Below are 13,816 nucleotides of genomic sequence, written 5' to 3' on the forward strand. Positions count from 1 at the left end.
AATTATTAAAACCTTTAACCGCAACGCCTTAAATGGTTAAAGTTGGCGTTGGCTCGCCACTGTTTCTAGTATTAAGGATGGCGATAGCAATAACGATCACGCCACCCACTAGACCAGTCGTTATTCCAGGATAGATTAACAGCAAAGCTCCGACTGCTAAAACAACGCGTGTTACTGGGCTCATATCGCTTTTAAAATAACCCTCTAATGCTGCACTAAGTGCGAGAACACCCGTAATTGACGTCAATACTACCGTGATAATATCGATAATAGGTGGTAGCGGGAAGTCCTTAGCAGTTACCGCAAGCCCAGTAGGATCAATCATTAACATCGCTGGACTATAGATAAACATAAACGGCACGATGAATCCAGCCAAAGCTAGTTTCAGCGATAAAAATCCTGTCTTCATCGGATCGCCACCAGATATACCCGCACCAGCAAAAGCTGCCAGACACACAGGCGGTGTAATATTGGCAAAGATACCAAAGTAAAAAACAAACATATGCGCTGATAAAATTGGAATATCAAAGCCAGCTAAGGCTGGTGCTGCCATCGTTGCTGTAATAATATAGGCAGGAATAGACGGCAGTCCCATGCCCAATACCATCGAGGCAAGCATGGTCAAAATGAGCGTGAAAAATAATGACCCTGCACCAAGTGTGACAATTGATGAGGTCATCACTGTTCCAAAGCTGGTTAGACTCACGACTCCGATGATAATACCGACGACTGCACAGGCAGCCATTACCGCGAGCGACTGGCGTGCGCCATCTTCTAATGCACCCAAAATGTCAGAGAAACCCATCCTAGTCTCTTTACGCAGCATACTGACCAAGACAGTAAAACCAATGGTATAAGCCGCTGCATATCCGACGGGCACGTTTCTGATTAATAAGAAAATCAAAAATACAATCGGTAGCAGCATATGACCTCGGGCTTTTAACACTTCTTTCACGGCTGGCAAGCTTTCTTTAGCGATACCTTTTAGATCACGACGACCAGCGCGAAAATGCACCTGAGCAATGACGCCCAGATAATACAATATCGCTGGCAATAAGGCGGCCAACGCAATTGTGCTATACGGCAAGCCTGTTGTCTCCGCCATGATAAAGGCACTCGCACCCATAATCGGCGGTAATATTTGCCCGCCAACAGAGGCACTTGCCTCAACGGCACCGGCAAAATCTTTGTGGTAACCAACCTTTTTCATGAGCGGAATGGTAAAGGCACCAGTACTGACGACGTTTGACAAAGCAGAGCCATTAATACTGCCCATAAAACCACTAGAAATCACCGCTACTTTTGCCGGACCTCCCTTTTTATGACCAGCGATGGCCAATGCCAAATCATTAAACAGTTGTCCCATTCCCGAGCGGGCTAAGAATGCACCAAAAAGAATGAATAAGAAGATAAAAGTGACCGATGCACCAATCGCAACAGAGTATAAGCCTTCGGTTTTTAGGAATAATTGACCAAAGATATCACCCATGTCATAAGGACGCGTTAGTAACCGGTCTGGCATAAAATCCAAATGGCTGACAAACGGATACGCCAAAAATATCCCTGCCAATATCGGTAAAATCCAACCTGTGATACGGCGACTGCCTTCTAATACGCAGACCACTGTAATCAGCGAAAATATCACATCCATCTGATTGGCCATACCGCCACGTGAGGTCACGATATCTTGATATTCATATATCAGATAGCCCATTCCAGACAATGACAGGGCAAACCATATCCAGTCATACCATGCGACGCGCTGACGGCTGCTTTTTTTGCTCGCTGGAAAAATTAAGAAAATTAAGGCAAAACCAATACCCACGTGTACAGAGCGCTGTAGCAGCGCTGGCATGGGATTAAAGGTGATATATAAATGAAACAGTGAATATAAAATGCAAAGTCCAGCGATAAAATACTTCACTGGTCCTTGAGTGATGTGCCGTGTAATGGATTCTCTATCATACTTTTCTAATATGGCTTTATTGTGGGCTTGCGCCTCGAGTTCAGCGTCGACCTGAGTATCAGCATCCGTGTTGGAATGTATAGGCAAGTCGTTATTGATATGGTTATCTGACATCGTTGTCACATTATTGTGATCCATCACTTGGGAGTTCATGACACAAATCCTTGTTAAATCTATCAATGAAACCATACGTTTTCGGCATGATCGTTACTTCAGAATAGTCTGGCACCCAGCGATGAATGAGCATCTGGTAGTTACCATAGTCAATCTCACCTTTGGTAAGCCGTGAGACCACCCAATTAAGCTTAGGCAATTTCTCATTGATTTGATAACCCAGATAGTCAGGTTTTTGTATCGTAGCAAGCGCTTCGGTTGAGGGTGTGCCCGCCCCAAAAGCTTCAAAATAAGTGGTGGTCAGCAGCAATTCAGCGTCTTCTGTACTGCTGCTGTCTATACGTTGGTATTGCTCTTCCCACCATTGTTTTTCTACAGAGTGTATCCAGCGCAATTGAAAATTTGGCTCGACAAAGTAGCAAACTTTATCATTAGCACCATCAACGCCTGCGACACGCACTTCCACCACAGGCTGACGGACAAAGAGATGCCATAGCGTAAAAAAAACCAGCGCGGCAATGCCTGCCACGCCAATTAATAACCCTAATCGCTTATTTAGCTGCTTGCTCATCATAGTACTTTTTAGCGCCAGGATGGATAGGAGCGACCATACCTTCACGAGCGGTTGCTAAGCTAATATCATTGGCCGCTTGGTGCGCTGTTTTTAGACCGTCTAAATTGTCAAATAATGCTTTGGTCAGCTTGTAACCATCTGCTTCAGACAACTCAGAGCTAACCAATAGAGCATTCATGATTGCTGCGGTTGGAATCGCGGCGTCATTGCCATAAGTGCCAGCAGGAATCTCAAAGGTCTTAAAGTAAGGCTTGGTTGCGATGATTTCTTTTAGCTTGTCTTGATTGATGGTGATTAACTGTAAGTCTAGACCCTGCTCTAGCTCCATCAATGAAGAGTTTGGCAGGCCACTACTAAAGAAAGCCGCTTCAATTTTACCCGCTTTCATACCGTCCGCTGCTTCCGAAAAGCCTAAATAATCAACGGTAACGTCATCATATGTGATACCAAACCCTTCTAATAGCGTCCGAGCATTTACTTCTGTGCCAGAGCCTTGATCGCCCACAGCGATGCGCTTACCACGTAAGTCTTCAATATTTTTGATGCCAGATTTTTTGGTGGTGACAATTTGCACCACATTAGGGTACAAGACTGCAATCTGTTGGATGTTGGTTATTGGCTTATCAAAGTTGTTTTTGCCTTCGACCGCGTCGGTGACTACATCACTAAGCGCCAATACCATATCGACTTTACCTTGGGTCAATAGATTGACATTTTCGACTGAAGCCCCAGTAGTTTGTGTTTTTGAGTTGACCCCAAAGGTTTTGACATAGACTTCTGATAATGAAGTGCCGATGATGTTATAAGGGCCAGATGCTCCGCCAGTGGCGATGGTAAGAAACTTGGTGTCCAGCTTGTCGGCGGCAGTGTCAGTAGCAGCGCTATCTGTTGCCGTACTGTCTGTACTTTCTGAACTTGGTGATGAGCATGCTGTCAGACCTAAAGTGGCGCTTAACATTGCTGATAAAAGTAACGGAGATTTTAGAGATTTGAGCATTGAATTCATCCTTGAAATAATCGAGTTAGTACACTTAACGACATCAATATATCAATAGTGATGCGTTACAGACCTGTAATAATATAGCAATTCTTGCTATAAATAAACTGCCATCCAGATTCCCTCTACACTCACACTTTGTATGCGAAGCTATTTAAGTAAAGGAGCAGCCGTTCTTATAATGAATCAACAGCCAAATAAAGTTTTGCTATGCGGAACAATGTTTCATTAGACAATTCATTTAACCAAAGTCTGTGTCTATTGTAAACCTTTATAATCATCTAAATACAAACGAGGTTATTTGACCAAAAAATACTGATATAAAATGACTAGATGGTAGCTCTTAATGCATTTTTACCATACTGTAGGCTTGATTATATTTTATATATAAACCCTAAGCGGTTGTCTTGTAAGTCAGCTGACTTAAAGTAGAGCCCGTCTAAATTTGCAAATTCGTCACCACATATATTGGCAACGTTATCTGTTACTCTAAAAATAGGGAAAACCTTTATGACAATATCTAGTGTAGAAAAGTCAGCGGCAGTATCGGTATCTGCTGATATCGCCATCATTGGCGGTAGTGGTCTTTATCAGATGCAAGATTTAACCAATAAACGTAGTGTCAGCATATCGACGCCTTACGGTACGCCTTCTGACGATATTGTCTTAGGTGAATTAAATGGCGTGACGGTCGCCTTTCTAACTCGTCATGGTCAAAGTCACAAATTCACCCCTTCCGAAGTGCCTTATCGTGCCAATATTTATGCACTCAAAACTTTGGGCGTACGCTATGTCATTTCGGTATCGGCAGTGGGGTCGCTAAGAGAATCGCTTAAGCCTTTAGATATTGTCATTCCCGATCAAATGATCGACATGACTAAGCATCGAAACAGCAGTTTTTTTGGGGAAGGTGCAGTAGCACACGTCGCGATGGCGGATCCTTTATGTCCTAAAGTCGCGGATATTCTAACGCGTGCTTATACTCAGGCGCAGATAGCTGAAGGTCAATGTCATGCAAAAGCCACGTATGTCTGTATCGAAGGGCCACAGTTTTCCACTCGTGCAGAGTCACACTGGTATCGCCAAATGAATGCTGACATCATCGGTATGACCAATATGCCAGAGGCTAAGCTTGCTCGTGAAGCGAGTATGGCTTACGCGACGCTAGCATTGGTCACAGATTTTGATAGTTGGCATCCTACCGAAGAGGATGTCAGCGCCGATTATGCCATAAGAAATCTAATGAAAAATGCTGAAAACGCTCAAGCAGTGATTAAGCAGGCGGTCGCCATACTCGCTGTAGAACAGCCCGACTCTATTGCCCATACGGCTTTAGCTCAAGCGTTAGTCACGCCAGTAAAGGCGATGAGTGAAGAGACTAAAAATAGACTTTCAGCATTATTGCCTTAGCAGTATGCATTTATGGTCAACAAAAAAGCCATCAAACTATAATCAACCTAATAGGGTCAACAAAATAGCTCGATGGCTTTTTCATACCTAAAAACCTCGAATGATAAGGCATTCTCAATTCTTAATAACTTTATAACCATCAAGCCAGCCATTTGGCAGGTACTGTAAATCTTCAGGCTCATCGATATCAGGCAAAGGCGCTAACAACGCTACAGACCAGCTCAATTCTGCCAAACGCTGTTGAGTAACCTTTGCGACGCTCGCCGTACTCCATTCGATATTGCTAAATAAGCGAGCAGCAACTTGCTTAAAACCAAACAGTGCATAGCCACCATCAAAAGCGGGAATCATGACGCTATCTTGTGTTTCTAACTGCTGGGCAGCCTGTCGAATACGAATGGTTGTAAGACTAGGACAGTCCGTACCTATCAAGATAACGTGCTCGAAATGTGCTAATGCTTGCTGACTGGCGGTTAACATACGCAAACCCAAGTCTCCCTCTGCTTGCGCTGAACAATGCAGTGAGTCAGGCAAATTAAGCAGTTGCCAGCATGGATCAGTTGGCGCAGGACTGACACATAACTCAACCGTAAAGCCGGTAGCGACGGCTTGCTCTATACTATGCAATAGTAGTTTATGCGCTATTTGCGCGGCACCTTCAATACCAAGAGCTGGCTGCAAGCGCGTTTTTGCCATGCCCTGTGCGGGGAACTTGGCGAAAAGAATAATGCAAGTTTGTTGGTTTTGATTCATGGTAAGAGCTTATTCTTTGTAAGAGCTTATTCTTTTATTTATAATAACGCGCTTTGATATTATCAGCTGATACGCCGCGCCAATAATCAAAACGTAGATGCCACATCAAAATAATCGTCCGCCAAGTGCCATGCTGTTGCCAACGTCTTGCCGATGTGATGACTTTACTTTTTAAACAAGCAGGTTTAGCAATAACTTTTAGCTGTTTGCAAAGCTCGACATCTTCCATCAACGCTTGGTTAGGATAATTACCAATTCGCTCAAATAAAAACTGGCTAATAAAAATAGCTTGGTCACCTGTCGCGATTCCGCTCAACCGTGAGCGCCAATTAATCATTTGACTGACCAATCGCAGTGTCGGTTGACGACTATCTATTTGCACATCAAAACGTCCCCACTCTGCCCGTTTCATCGCTTCAGAAACACTCTCTATAGCATCCATTGGCAATTTCGTATCGGCGTGCAAAAATAGTAATACATCGCTAGTTGCTAACGCTGCGCCTGTATTCATTTGCAGCGCGCGCCCTGCTTTAGACTCAGTCATTTGCCAATCAATTTTACGATCATTATCGGGTATTAATTTATTAATAAAACTGCGGATTATGCCAATAGAATCATCGTTTGAACCACCATCGACCAATATCACTTGCTGCGGGTTTGGCTTTAGCTTGTTGATATTATCAAGCAATAAAGGCAAATTATTTGCCTCATTGAGTACTGGAATAATGATAGAAATCGTCGCAATAGCTGTCATAGTTAGCAGTACTCTTACTTGTTGTTACCATTATTTCTTATTAAGGCTCCAATTATAATCGGTATAGCCAATCTTCATTTTTCCTGCTTTTAGCTCAGCCGTTTGCGACTTGTTAAGCCCTAAAGACGAGCTGTAACGAGCCAAAAACCCTTCTAAATCGTTAGTACCGCGCCAGTTAGTTTCAAAGTCTTCTTTATACCATTTAAAAATTGGCGATATCTCTAACGTATTACCTTTGAGACGGTTGCGACTGCTATCCGCGAGGAATTTACTCGTCACTTGCTCTAATTGTTTATCTAATTTACTCCCTGTAAAAGCATCATTTAATAGCGCAGGACAGCCGATGCTCGCACAGTTCACTGCAAAGTGAATACGTGGTTCGTTATAGCGTTTAGAGCCACGGATTAGATTGTGCTCGATGTCATCAAGCGAACGCTTCTTGTCTAATAGCATGACGAAATCCTGTTTCCATGGCGAACCAAATATACCGCCAATATCTTTAATCGACTTGATGTTAGGATATTTAGTCAAGACTAGCTCTACAGTGCCAGCGTTATAGACGTTGATCAAAAATGCCAATTGCTCATCTTTACTCCAAGCGTTAAATTCCGACTGGCTGACTTTACCAGTCGCCGCCATGTAGCTATCAAGTTTGCTTTGATCCGCTTTCATACCGTTGTAATTAACGACTGAGGCTTTGCCACCATTGGTCATGGTGACGTTTTTATTCAGTAAACTATCCCAAGTGCTGTGATTAAAATCCGCATAACTTGCCATACTGGCTAACAGGATAGAAGTGGTCACTGCCGTTTTGATTAATAAACCACTGCTTAAAAAAAGGCTTTTACTATTAAGTCTTGTACTATTAAATACTGACATGATTGACTCCGGTTAAATCGAGGATATTTCTTCTATCGTCCGATCTGTTGTCTCTTCTTCTAGCGCACCACCGCAGCTACTTCCTTGCCCTGCCGTACAGCCATAGCAATGGTCTGCAATGGCAATGTCATCGCCAGCAGAATTTTGCGTTAACAAATCGCTTAGATGACGACGGGATTTGTTGGGCACCGGAATCTCTAATTGCTGGTTAAAATCACAATCAAACAATTCTCCTAACCAATTGACACTGATGGTCGATCGGCACATGACTTCGGTCAAATTAGCGGCCACATAATTGGCTTTGAGCAAATCCATATAGGGGTGAAATTGGTTTTTAGCCAATAGCACCGCACCAAAGCGCTGAATCGGCATATTGGTCAAGGCAAATAACTGATGGAATTCGATATCGAAATGTTCTTTTAACTCGTGCTTATAATCTGCTTCAAGCTGCTGTTGATTGGGCGGCAGCGTGGCACCTTGCGGATTATAGACGAGATTAAGCGTGAGCTCTGACCCTTTCTTGCCGTAGCCAAGCGCATTGAGTTTATGCAATCCCAATATACTGCTATCAAATGCGCCTTTACCGCGCTGCTTATCGACATTTTCTAATGAATAACATGGCAGAGAAGCCACTACTTCGACCGCATTGTCTGCCAAAAACTGTGCCATGTCCTCAAAGCCTTCTTCCATCAGGATAGTCAGATTACAGCGATCAATTACTTTTACACCCAAGGCGCGCGCGGCTGTGACTAAATACTTAAAGTCTTCATGCATCTCAGGCGCACCGCCCGTTAAATCGAGCGTCTCAATATTTTGTGCTTGCAAGACTTCTAGAATCAACTCAACCAACTCACGCGACATCATCTCTGTGCGGTAAGGACTGGCAGCCACATGACAATGCACACAAGACATATTGCATAAGTAACCCATATTGACCTGTAGCGTGGTTAACTCACGACGTTTGATCGCTGGGAAATCCGTGTGCTCGAGTAATTCGATAGTTGATTTCATAATGGTATAAAACCCCGTTGGTAGCACCTCTAAAGCAAAAAGGATGACGCAAAAATAAAAGGTTAAAAAAAGAAAAATTCACACGCAAGCAATTGCTTTTTATGACTATTTCATAAAATTATCATCTCATTTCCAGCCTTGTCACTTTACGTTTTATCTAATTAATCATACCTGATTGTGGAACGGTATTGACAACTAATATCGTGATTTTCATCTTTTATGCCAAATGAGCATGACGTCTCGTAGGATGTCATACAGCACTTTTCAATTTGGCTTTTAAGATATTATATTCAGCAGATTTATAGATCGACCTTCTCCTCCAATTGGCAATGCCACAGTTGTCAGTGCAAAACTCTTAAATAGCATTGACCGCACAAGGCTTTATCGCTAAATTGGTTGCAACATTCATATCTTTTAAAACAACATGCACTGATAAAATATGAATACTTTTAGAATATAGAAAGCCCACCACGTACCAATGCTTATGACACACGGATGTAAGCATCAAATCACCTTTAAGGATAACGTAATGAATATGAGCACATTACTAAAACCAACTGTACTGAGCATTGGATTAATGAGTGTCATAGGTTGCACTACCATGCAGACCGCGCCCAAGGATATGAGCAACTCAGCAACTGTCTATTACAATGGCAACATCATCACGATGGAGGGCGATCAGCCACAAATGGCCGAAGCCTTAGTCACCCAAGCGGGCAAGATTGCCTATGTGGGCAATTTACAAGAGGCGCAATCGAAGTATAAAAATGCCGCACAGATTAATCTACAAGATAAAACCTTATTACCCAGCTTTATCGATCCGCACAGTCATTTTGATATGGTGTCAAACACCATGGGTCAGGTCAATCTCAACCCGCCGCCCATCGGTCAAGTCGATAGTATTCCCAAAATGATGCAAACGCTAAAAGATTATAAAGTGGACAATAACATTGCTGATGGCGACTGGATATTTGGTTGGGGTTATGATGAAACTCAGCTCGCCGAGGGGCGTCATCCGACCAAAAGCGAGATTGATAAAGTACTGCCAAACAATCCAGTGTATTTACAACACACAAGTGGTCACATGGGCGTCGCAAACAGCAAGGCGCTTGCCATGATGAATATCACTGCTGACAGTAAAAATCCAGCAGGCGGTAATATTGCTCGAATTAAAGGCTCTAATGAACCAAACGGTCTCGTACAAGAAACGGCGATGTATCCGTTCGTGCGCAATATGCTAGAAGTGTTAGCGCCGAATCAAGGCAAATTCTTTGAGCAGACGCAAGATTATTATGCAAAGAATGGCATAACGACGGCACAAAATGGCTCAACGGCTCGAAACACCATTCAGTTTTTTCAAAAACAAGCCGATGCAGGTAAGCTCAAAATTGACTTGGTCGCACTGGCAGGAGTGAGTGACTTAGATGAGAATTTGTCTGATAAAAACTTCGTATGGAAAACCTATCAAAATGGTTTTAAAGTACAGGGTACCAAAATCGTTGCAGATGGCTCGCCACAAGGCAAGACCGCCTATTTTAGCCAACCTTATCTCACGCCAGTTCCAGATTGTGAAAAGGACTGCCGCGGTCTACCAAGTGTCAGCCAAGATCAGCTGAACGAGATGTTTGTCAAAGCCTATGCTCGTGACAATCAACTCTTTATCCATAATAATGGTGATGGCGCAACCGATATGCTCATCAAGGCACACGAGTATGCGGTCAAAAAGACTGGTCAAGCAGCTGATAAAGATCGCCGTACTGTGCCCATTCATGCTCAATTTGCCCGACCTGATCAGCTAGCCGCATTCAAAAAATACAATATGGTGCCGTCCTTCTTTACCAACCATACTTACTTTTGGGGAGACATACACGTTAAAAACTTAGGTAAAAAACGTGCCGACTTTTCAAGCCCGATTGCCACTGCTGATAGAATGGGACTTAAATATACCAATCACTCTGATGACACAGTGACACCTGTTGACCCGCTATTTACAGTCTGGTCAGCAATCAATCGCACTTCGCGCTCAGGTAAAATCATTGGTAAAAATGAGCGAGCGACGCCGTATCAAGCGTTAAAAGCCATTACCAGCAATGCCGCTTATGAGTATTTTGAAGAGGACAGTAAAGGCACCTTGACGCCAGGGAAACTGGCTGATTTGGTTATCTTAGATGCCAACCCGTTAACCATAGAGGCAAGCAAGCTCAAAGACATCAAAGTCATCACAACCATTAAAGAAGGTCAAACGATTTACCAACGTCCAGTACAATAGTTCATGGTAAGCGCCGTATAATAAGCCAAATTTTAGCAGGCGATTTCAAATTATCATGCCTGCTATTCATTAAGATGATGAACCATTAAAGCCATTTATTAAAAACATTCATTAAAACTGTTTAAGGAATCCTATATGAGTACCAACACCGATACAGGTAGCGACCACATTCTCTCCTCCGATAATATTCATTACTTGCATCATAATTTTTTCGAACCAAGCCATGAAAACACAGCGGTAAAAGCCACGTTACTGATTGTCCACGGTATGGCAGAGCATAGCGGACGTTACGCAGACTTCGCTCAGTTTTTAGCGGATCATGGTATCGCAGTGGCAACTTATGACCATTTGGGACATGGAAAGACCGTCAAAACATCAGCCGATTTAGGTTTTTTTGGTGAAGAGCATCCAGTACAGTCCCTGCTAAAAGACGTCATTGTCATGGCAGATAGCTTAAAAAACCGCCATCCTGACGTGCCACACTTTGTAATGGGTCACTCTATGGGCTCGTTTATTGTGCGTAATGTCCTAAAGCACCATGCACACAATTTTACAGGTGCTATTTTGATGGGTACAGCAGATGCCAATCCCTTGACTAAAGTACTACTGCCAGTCAATAAAGTACTGGCAAAAGTAGCCCCTAAAAAACCAAATGCAATGTTTGCCAAGGTGATGAATAAAGTCTTGAATAGTAAGCTTGAAGATCGCATCTCTTCATCAGAATTTGCATGGTTAACTGAAAATCCTGCTGCCATTGAAGCCTATGAAGCAGATCCCTTAACGGGCTTTGATTTCACCAATAATGGCTTTATGACATTATTCTTTCTGATGGAAACTGGCTTAAACAAAGGCTGGGCAATGACTATTCCAAAAAACTTCCCGATGCTATTTATCAGCGGCGAAGATGATCCTATTGGAGATATGGGCAACGGCATCCGCAAAATTGTCACGCGCTTAAACAAGCAAAACTTCAGTCAAGTAGATATCCAGCTCTACCCAAACATGCGTCATGAGCCTTTGCATGAAAAAGACCACCAAACCGTTTATGAAGATATCTTAGAATGGATAGAAAGCCATAGCTCAGACAATTAACAGCAGCGCTCATCTTGGCGGTTAACTCGTTTGCTAAAAGTCGCCAAATTAGCGACAATACGGCAAGCAAGTTTTTACGCCAAGTCATGCGAGTTATTTAACGATAATATATGCTTTACCTTCCACTAACTTTAGGAACCTTTATGTCATTACAACAAACCATCGAACAAGCCTTTGAAAAACGCAACGAATACAGCCCAAGCACGATGCCACAGAACGTGCGTGATGCTATTAATCAAGTGCTTGAGCAATTAGATAATGGTACATTGCGCGTTGCAGAAAAAAAGGATGGCGAATGGGTCGTCAATCAGTGGGCAAAAAAAGCGGTACTACTGTCTTTCCGTCTGAACGACAACTACGTCCAAGCTGCTGGCGAGCATGTGCAATTCTATGACAAAGTGCCGACTAAGTTTGCCAACTGGACCGAAGCACAGTTCAAAGAATCAGGCGTACGTGTTGTACCACCTGCTGTTGCTCGTAAAGGCTCGTTCATCGCAGCAGGTGCGGTATTGATGCCGTCGTATGTCAACATCGGCGCGTATGTCGATCAAGGCGCGATGGTAGATACGTGGGCGACCGTGGGTTCATGTGCCCAAATTGGTAAAAATGTGCATTTATCAGGTGGCGTTGGTATCGGCGGTGTATTAGAGCCATTACAAGCGAATCCAACTATCATCGAAGACAACTGCTTCATCGGTGCACGTTCTGAAATCGTTGAAGGCGTAATCGTCGAAGAAGGCGCTGTTATCTCGATGGGGGTATTTATTGGTCAATCAACGCGCATTTATGATCGCGAAACGGGTGAGATTCATCGTGGCCGTGTACCAGCAGGCTCTGTTGTCGTACCGGGTAGCTTGCCATCAGAAGATGGTACGCATAGCTTATATGCTGCTATCATCGTCAAAAAAGTCGATGCACAAACCCGCGCTAAAACATCAGTCAATGAGTTATTACGTTTAGCTTAGTATTTTTAATACTTAGAGTCTCGTACCCAAACCGTACGGACAGCGACAGATCCTCCTTATTAAAGACGCTGAAGAAAACTTCAGCGTCTTTTTTGCAGCTTAATAGAGGGTGGTGCGTTATAATCCCTTTTTTTGGTTTGGCTTTATCCAAACGCAAAACGCCCATACCAGAACCTGCCTTTTTATTACGATTGATAAATGCCTCATCCCATTAGCAATCTTTAACTGTATTTGACATATTATGAGTGAATCACTATTACGCACCGCCGCCATTCCTGTCACTGACCCTGAAGCCGGTCTACGTTTGACAGAAATCTTTTATTCTTTGCAAGGTGAAGCGCTGACCTCAGGCTTGCCAACGATATTTGTACGCTTGACTGGCTGTCCACTTCGCTGTGTCTATTGCGATACTGAATACGCCTTTACTGGCGGCGAGCGGCAGTCGCTAGAAACCATTATAGAGACCATCAAAAGCTATCCTTGCAAGCGTATTTGTCTGACTGGCGGCGAGCCTTTAGCTCAGCCGAACGCCATTGAACTAATGAAGCGCTTACTGAGCGACGGTTATGAAATCTCGCTTGAAACCGCAGGCGCGCTCACGGTAGCAAACGTGCCAAAAGCCGTCAGTAAAGTCATGGATCTCAAAACGCCAAGCTCAGGTGAAGTCGATAAGAATCTATGGTCAAACCTAACTCACCTCACTCAGCATGACCAAATCAAGTTTGTCATCATGAACCGTACTGATTACGACTGGGCAAAAGCCATGTTGATCGAGCATGAGCTAAACGATTTGGTCGGAACGGTTTGGTTCTCTCCGATGTTTAATGTCGCAGAGGATATCGACGAAGAAGTCAGCCCCGATGTACCTGTGTTGGCGCGCGAACTTGCAGAATGGATGTTGGCTGACGCGCTGCCCGTACGCTTCCAATTGCAACTGCATAAAATCATCTGGGCAGATGCTAAAGGCAAATAATAGTCTAATTATCTAAACGGATATTCAATATAAATAGCGACCCAAGGATAGGAATATAG

General features: G+C 43.5%; 12 protein-coding genes. 5 read left to right on the top strand and 7 right to left on the bottom strand.

The window, feature by feature from the left end; genetic code table 11:
- Positions 1-28: 28 nt before the first annotated feature.
- The 3 genes from JMX82_RS06550 to JMX82_RS06560 are packed head-to-tail and all read right to left on the bottom strand — an operon-like array spanning position 29 to position 3,651.
- A complete protein-coding gene (locus tag JMX82_RS06550) occupies positions 29-2,119 on the bottom strand; it encodes a TRAP transporter permease (protein WP_201539937.1) in 2,091 nt (696 codons plus the stop codon).
- Complete coding sequence (locus JMX82_RS06555) at positions 2,091-2,651, bottom strand: DUF1850 domain-containing protein (protein WP_227676411.1); 561 nt, start codon at positions 2,649-2,651, stop codon at positions 2,091-2,093. The genes JMX82_RS06550 and JMX82_RS06555 overlap by 29 nt, the downstream gene beginning before the upstream one ends.
- A complete protein-coding gene (locus JMX82_RS06560) occupies positions 2,632-3,651 on the bottom strand; it encodes a TAXI family TRAP transporter solute-binding subunit (protein WP_201539939.1) in 1,020 nt (339 codons plus the stop codon). The genes JMX82_RS06555 and JMX82_RS06560 overlap by 20 nt, the downstream gene beginning before the upstream one ends.
- A gap of 510 nt (positions 3,652-4,161) precedes the next feature.
- Between JMX82_RS06560 and mtnP the strand changes: the two genes are divergently transcribed.
- Positions 4,162-5,061 (top strand): S-methyl-5'-thioadenosine phosphorylase, encoded by a 900-nt coding sequence (gene mtnP, locus JMX82_RS06565; RefSeq protein ID WP_201539940.1) that lies wholly within the window; start codon positions 4,162-4,164, stop codon positions 5,059-5,061.
- 114 nt (positions 5,062-5,175) lie between these two features.
- Here the strand turns inward: mtnP and JMX82_RS06570 are convergent, their stop codons facing one another.
- From JMX82_RS06570 to arsS, 4 genes are read right to left on the bottom strand one after another with little or no spacing between them, the layout of a single operon-like run.
- Positions 5,176-5,814 (bottom strand): TIGR04282 family arsenosugar biosynthesis glycosyltransferase, encoded by a 639-nt coding sequence (locus JMX82_RS06570; protein WP_201539941.1) that lies wholly within the window; start codon positions 5,812-5,814, stop codon positions 5,176-5,178.
- A gap of 34 nt (positions 5,815-5,848) precedes the next feature.
- Positions 5,849-6,568: a TIGR04283 family arsenosugar biosynthesis glycosyltransferase gene (locus JMX82_RS06575; protein ID WP_201539942.1), complete on the bottom strand. Its 720-nt coding sequence runs from the start codon at positions 6,566-6,568 to the stop codon at positions 5,849-5,851.
- Positions 6,569-6,598: 30 nt separating this feature from the next.
- On the bottom strand, positions 6,599-7,447 hold the full coding sequence (locus tag JMX82_RS06580; protein ID WP_201539943.1) for a DUF547 domain-containing protein: 849 nt from the start codon (positions 7,445-7,447) through the stop codon (positions 6,599-6,601).
- A gap of 12 nt (positions 7,448-7,459) precedes the next feature.
- Positions 7,460-8,458 (bottom strand): arsenosugar biosynthesis radical SAM (seleno)protein ArsS, encoded by a 999-nt coding sequence (gene arsS / locus JMX82_RS06585; protein ID WP_201539944.1) that lies wholly within the window; start codon positions 8,456-8,458, stop codon positions 7,460-7,462.
- Positions 8,459-8,993: 535 nt separating this feature from the next.
- Between arsS and JMX82_RS06590 the strand changes: the two genes are divergently transcribed.
- The 4 genes from JMX82_RS06590 to queE all read left to right on the top strand — a co-directional run bounded on the left by JMX82_RS06590 (position 8,994) and on the right by queE (position 13,757).
- Positions 8,994-10,727 carry an amidohydrolase gene (locus JMX82_RS06590; RefSeq protein ID WP_201539945.1) on the top strand — a complete coding sequence of 578 codons (1,734 nt, stop codon included), beginning with the start codon at positions 8,994-8,996 and terminating at the stop codon, positions 10,725-10,727.
- A 135-nt stretch (positions 10,728-10,862) separates the two neighbouring features.
- Complete coding sequence (locus JMX82_RS06595) at positions 10,863-11,819, top strand: alpha/beta fold hydrolase (protein ID WP_201539946.1); 957 nt, start codon at positions 10,863-10,865, stop codon at positions 11,817-11,819.
- Between the two features lie 143 nt (positions 11,820-11,962).
- On the top strand, positions 11,963-12,784 hold the full coding sequence (dapD, locus tag JMX82_RS06600) for a 2,3,4,5-tetrahydropyridine-2,6-dicarboxylate N-succinyltransferase (RefSeq protein WP_201539947.1): 822 nt from the start codon (positions 11,963-11,965) through the stop codon (positions 12,782-12,784).
- 241 nt (positions 12,785-13,025) lie between these two features.
- Positions 13,026-13,757, top strand: coding sequence for a 7-carboxy-7-deazaguanine synthase QueE (queE, locus tag JMX82_RS06605; RefSeq protein ID WP_201539948.1), 732 nt, complete (start codon positions 13,026-13,028; stop codon positions 13,755-13,757).
- Positions 13,758-13,816: the final 59 nt, after the last annotated feature.

Origin of the sequence: Psychrobacter sp. 1044 (genome assembly GCF_904846525.1) — a bacterium.
Lineage (GTDB): Bacteria > Pseudomonadota > Gammaproteobacteria > Pseudomonadales > Moraxellaceae > Psychrobacter.

Excerpts from the sequence above, each read along its gene's own strand:
- JMX82_RS06590 (WP_201539945.1), top strand. The coding sequence starts at position 8,994 with ATGAGCACATTACTAAAACCAACTGTACTGAGCATTGGATTAATGAGT.
- queE (WP_201539948.1), top strand. The coding sequence starts at position 13,026 with ATGAGTGAATCACTATTACGCACCGCCGCCATTCCTGTCACTGACCCT.
- mtnP (WP_201539940.1), top strand. The coding sequence starts at position 4,162 with ATGACAATATCTAGTGTAGAAAAGTCAGCGGCAGTATCGGTATCTGCT.
- JMX82_RS06555 (WP_227676411.1), bottom strand. The coding sequence starts at position 2,651 with ATGAGCAAGCAGCTAAATAAGCGATTAGGGTTATTAATTGGCGTGGCA.
- JMX82_RS06580 (WP_201539943.1), bottom strand. The coding sequence starts at position 7,447 with ATGTCAGTATTTAATAGTACAAGACTTAATAGTAAAAGCCTTTTTTTA.
- JMX82_RS06570 (WP_201539941.1), bottom strand. The coding sequence starts at position 5,814 with ATGAATCAAAACCAACAAACTTGCATTATTCTTTTCGCCAAGTTCCCC.
- JMX82_RS06595 (WP_201539946.1), top strand. The coding sequence starts at position 10,863 with ATGAGTACCAACACCGATACAGGTAGCGACCACATTCTCTCCTCCGAT.
- dapD (WP_201539947.1), top strand. The coding sequence starts at position 11,963 with ATGTCATTACAACAAACCATCGAACAAGCCTTTGAAAAACGCAACGAA.
- arsS (WP_201539944.1), bottom strand. The coding sequence starts at position 8,458 with ATGAAATCAACTATCGAATTACTCGAGCACACGGATTTCCCAGCGATC.
- JMX82_RS06550 (WP_201539937.1), bottom strand. The coding sequence starts at position 2,119 with ATGAACTCCCAAGTGATGGATCACAATAATGTGACAACGATGTCAGAT.
- JMX82_RS06560 (WP_201539939.1), bottom strand. The coding sequence starts at position 3,651 with ATGCTCAAATCTCTAAAATCTCCGTTACTTTTATCAGCAATGTTAAGC.
- JMX82_RS06575 (WP_201539942.1), bottom strand. The coding sequence starts at position 6,568 with ATGACAGCTATTGCGACGATTTCTATCATTATTCCAGTACTCAATGAG.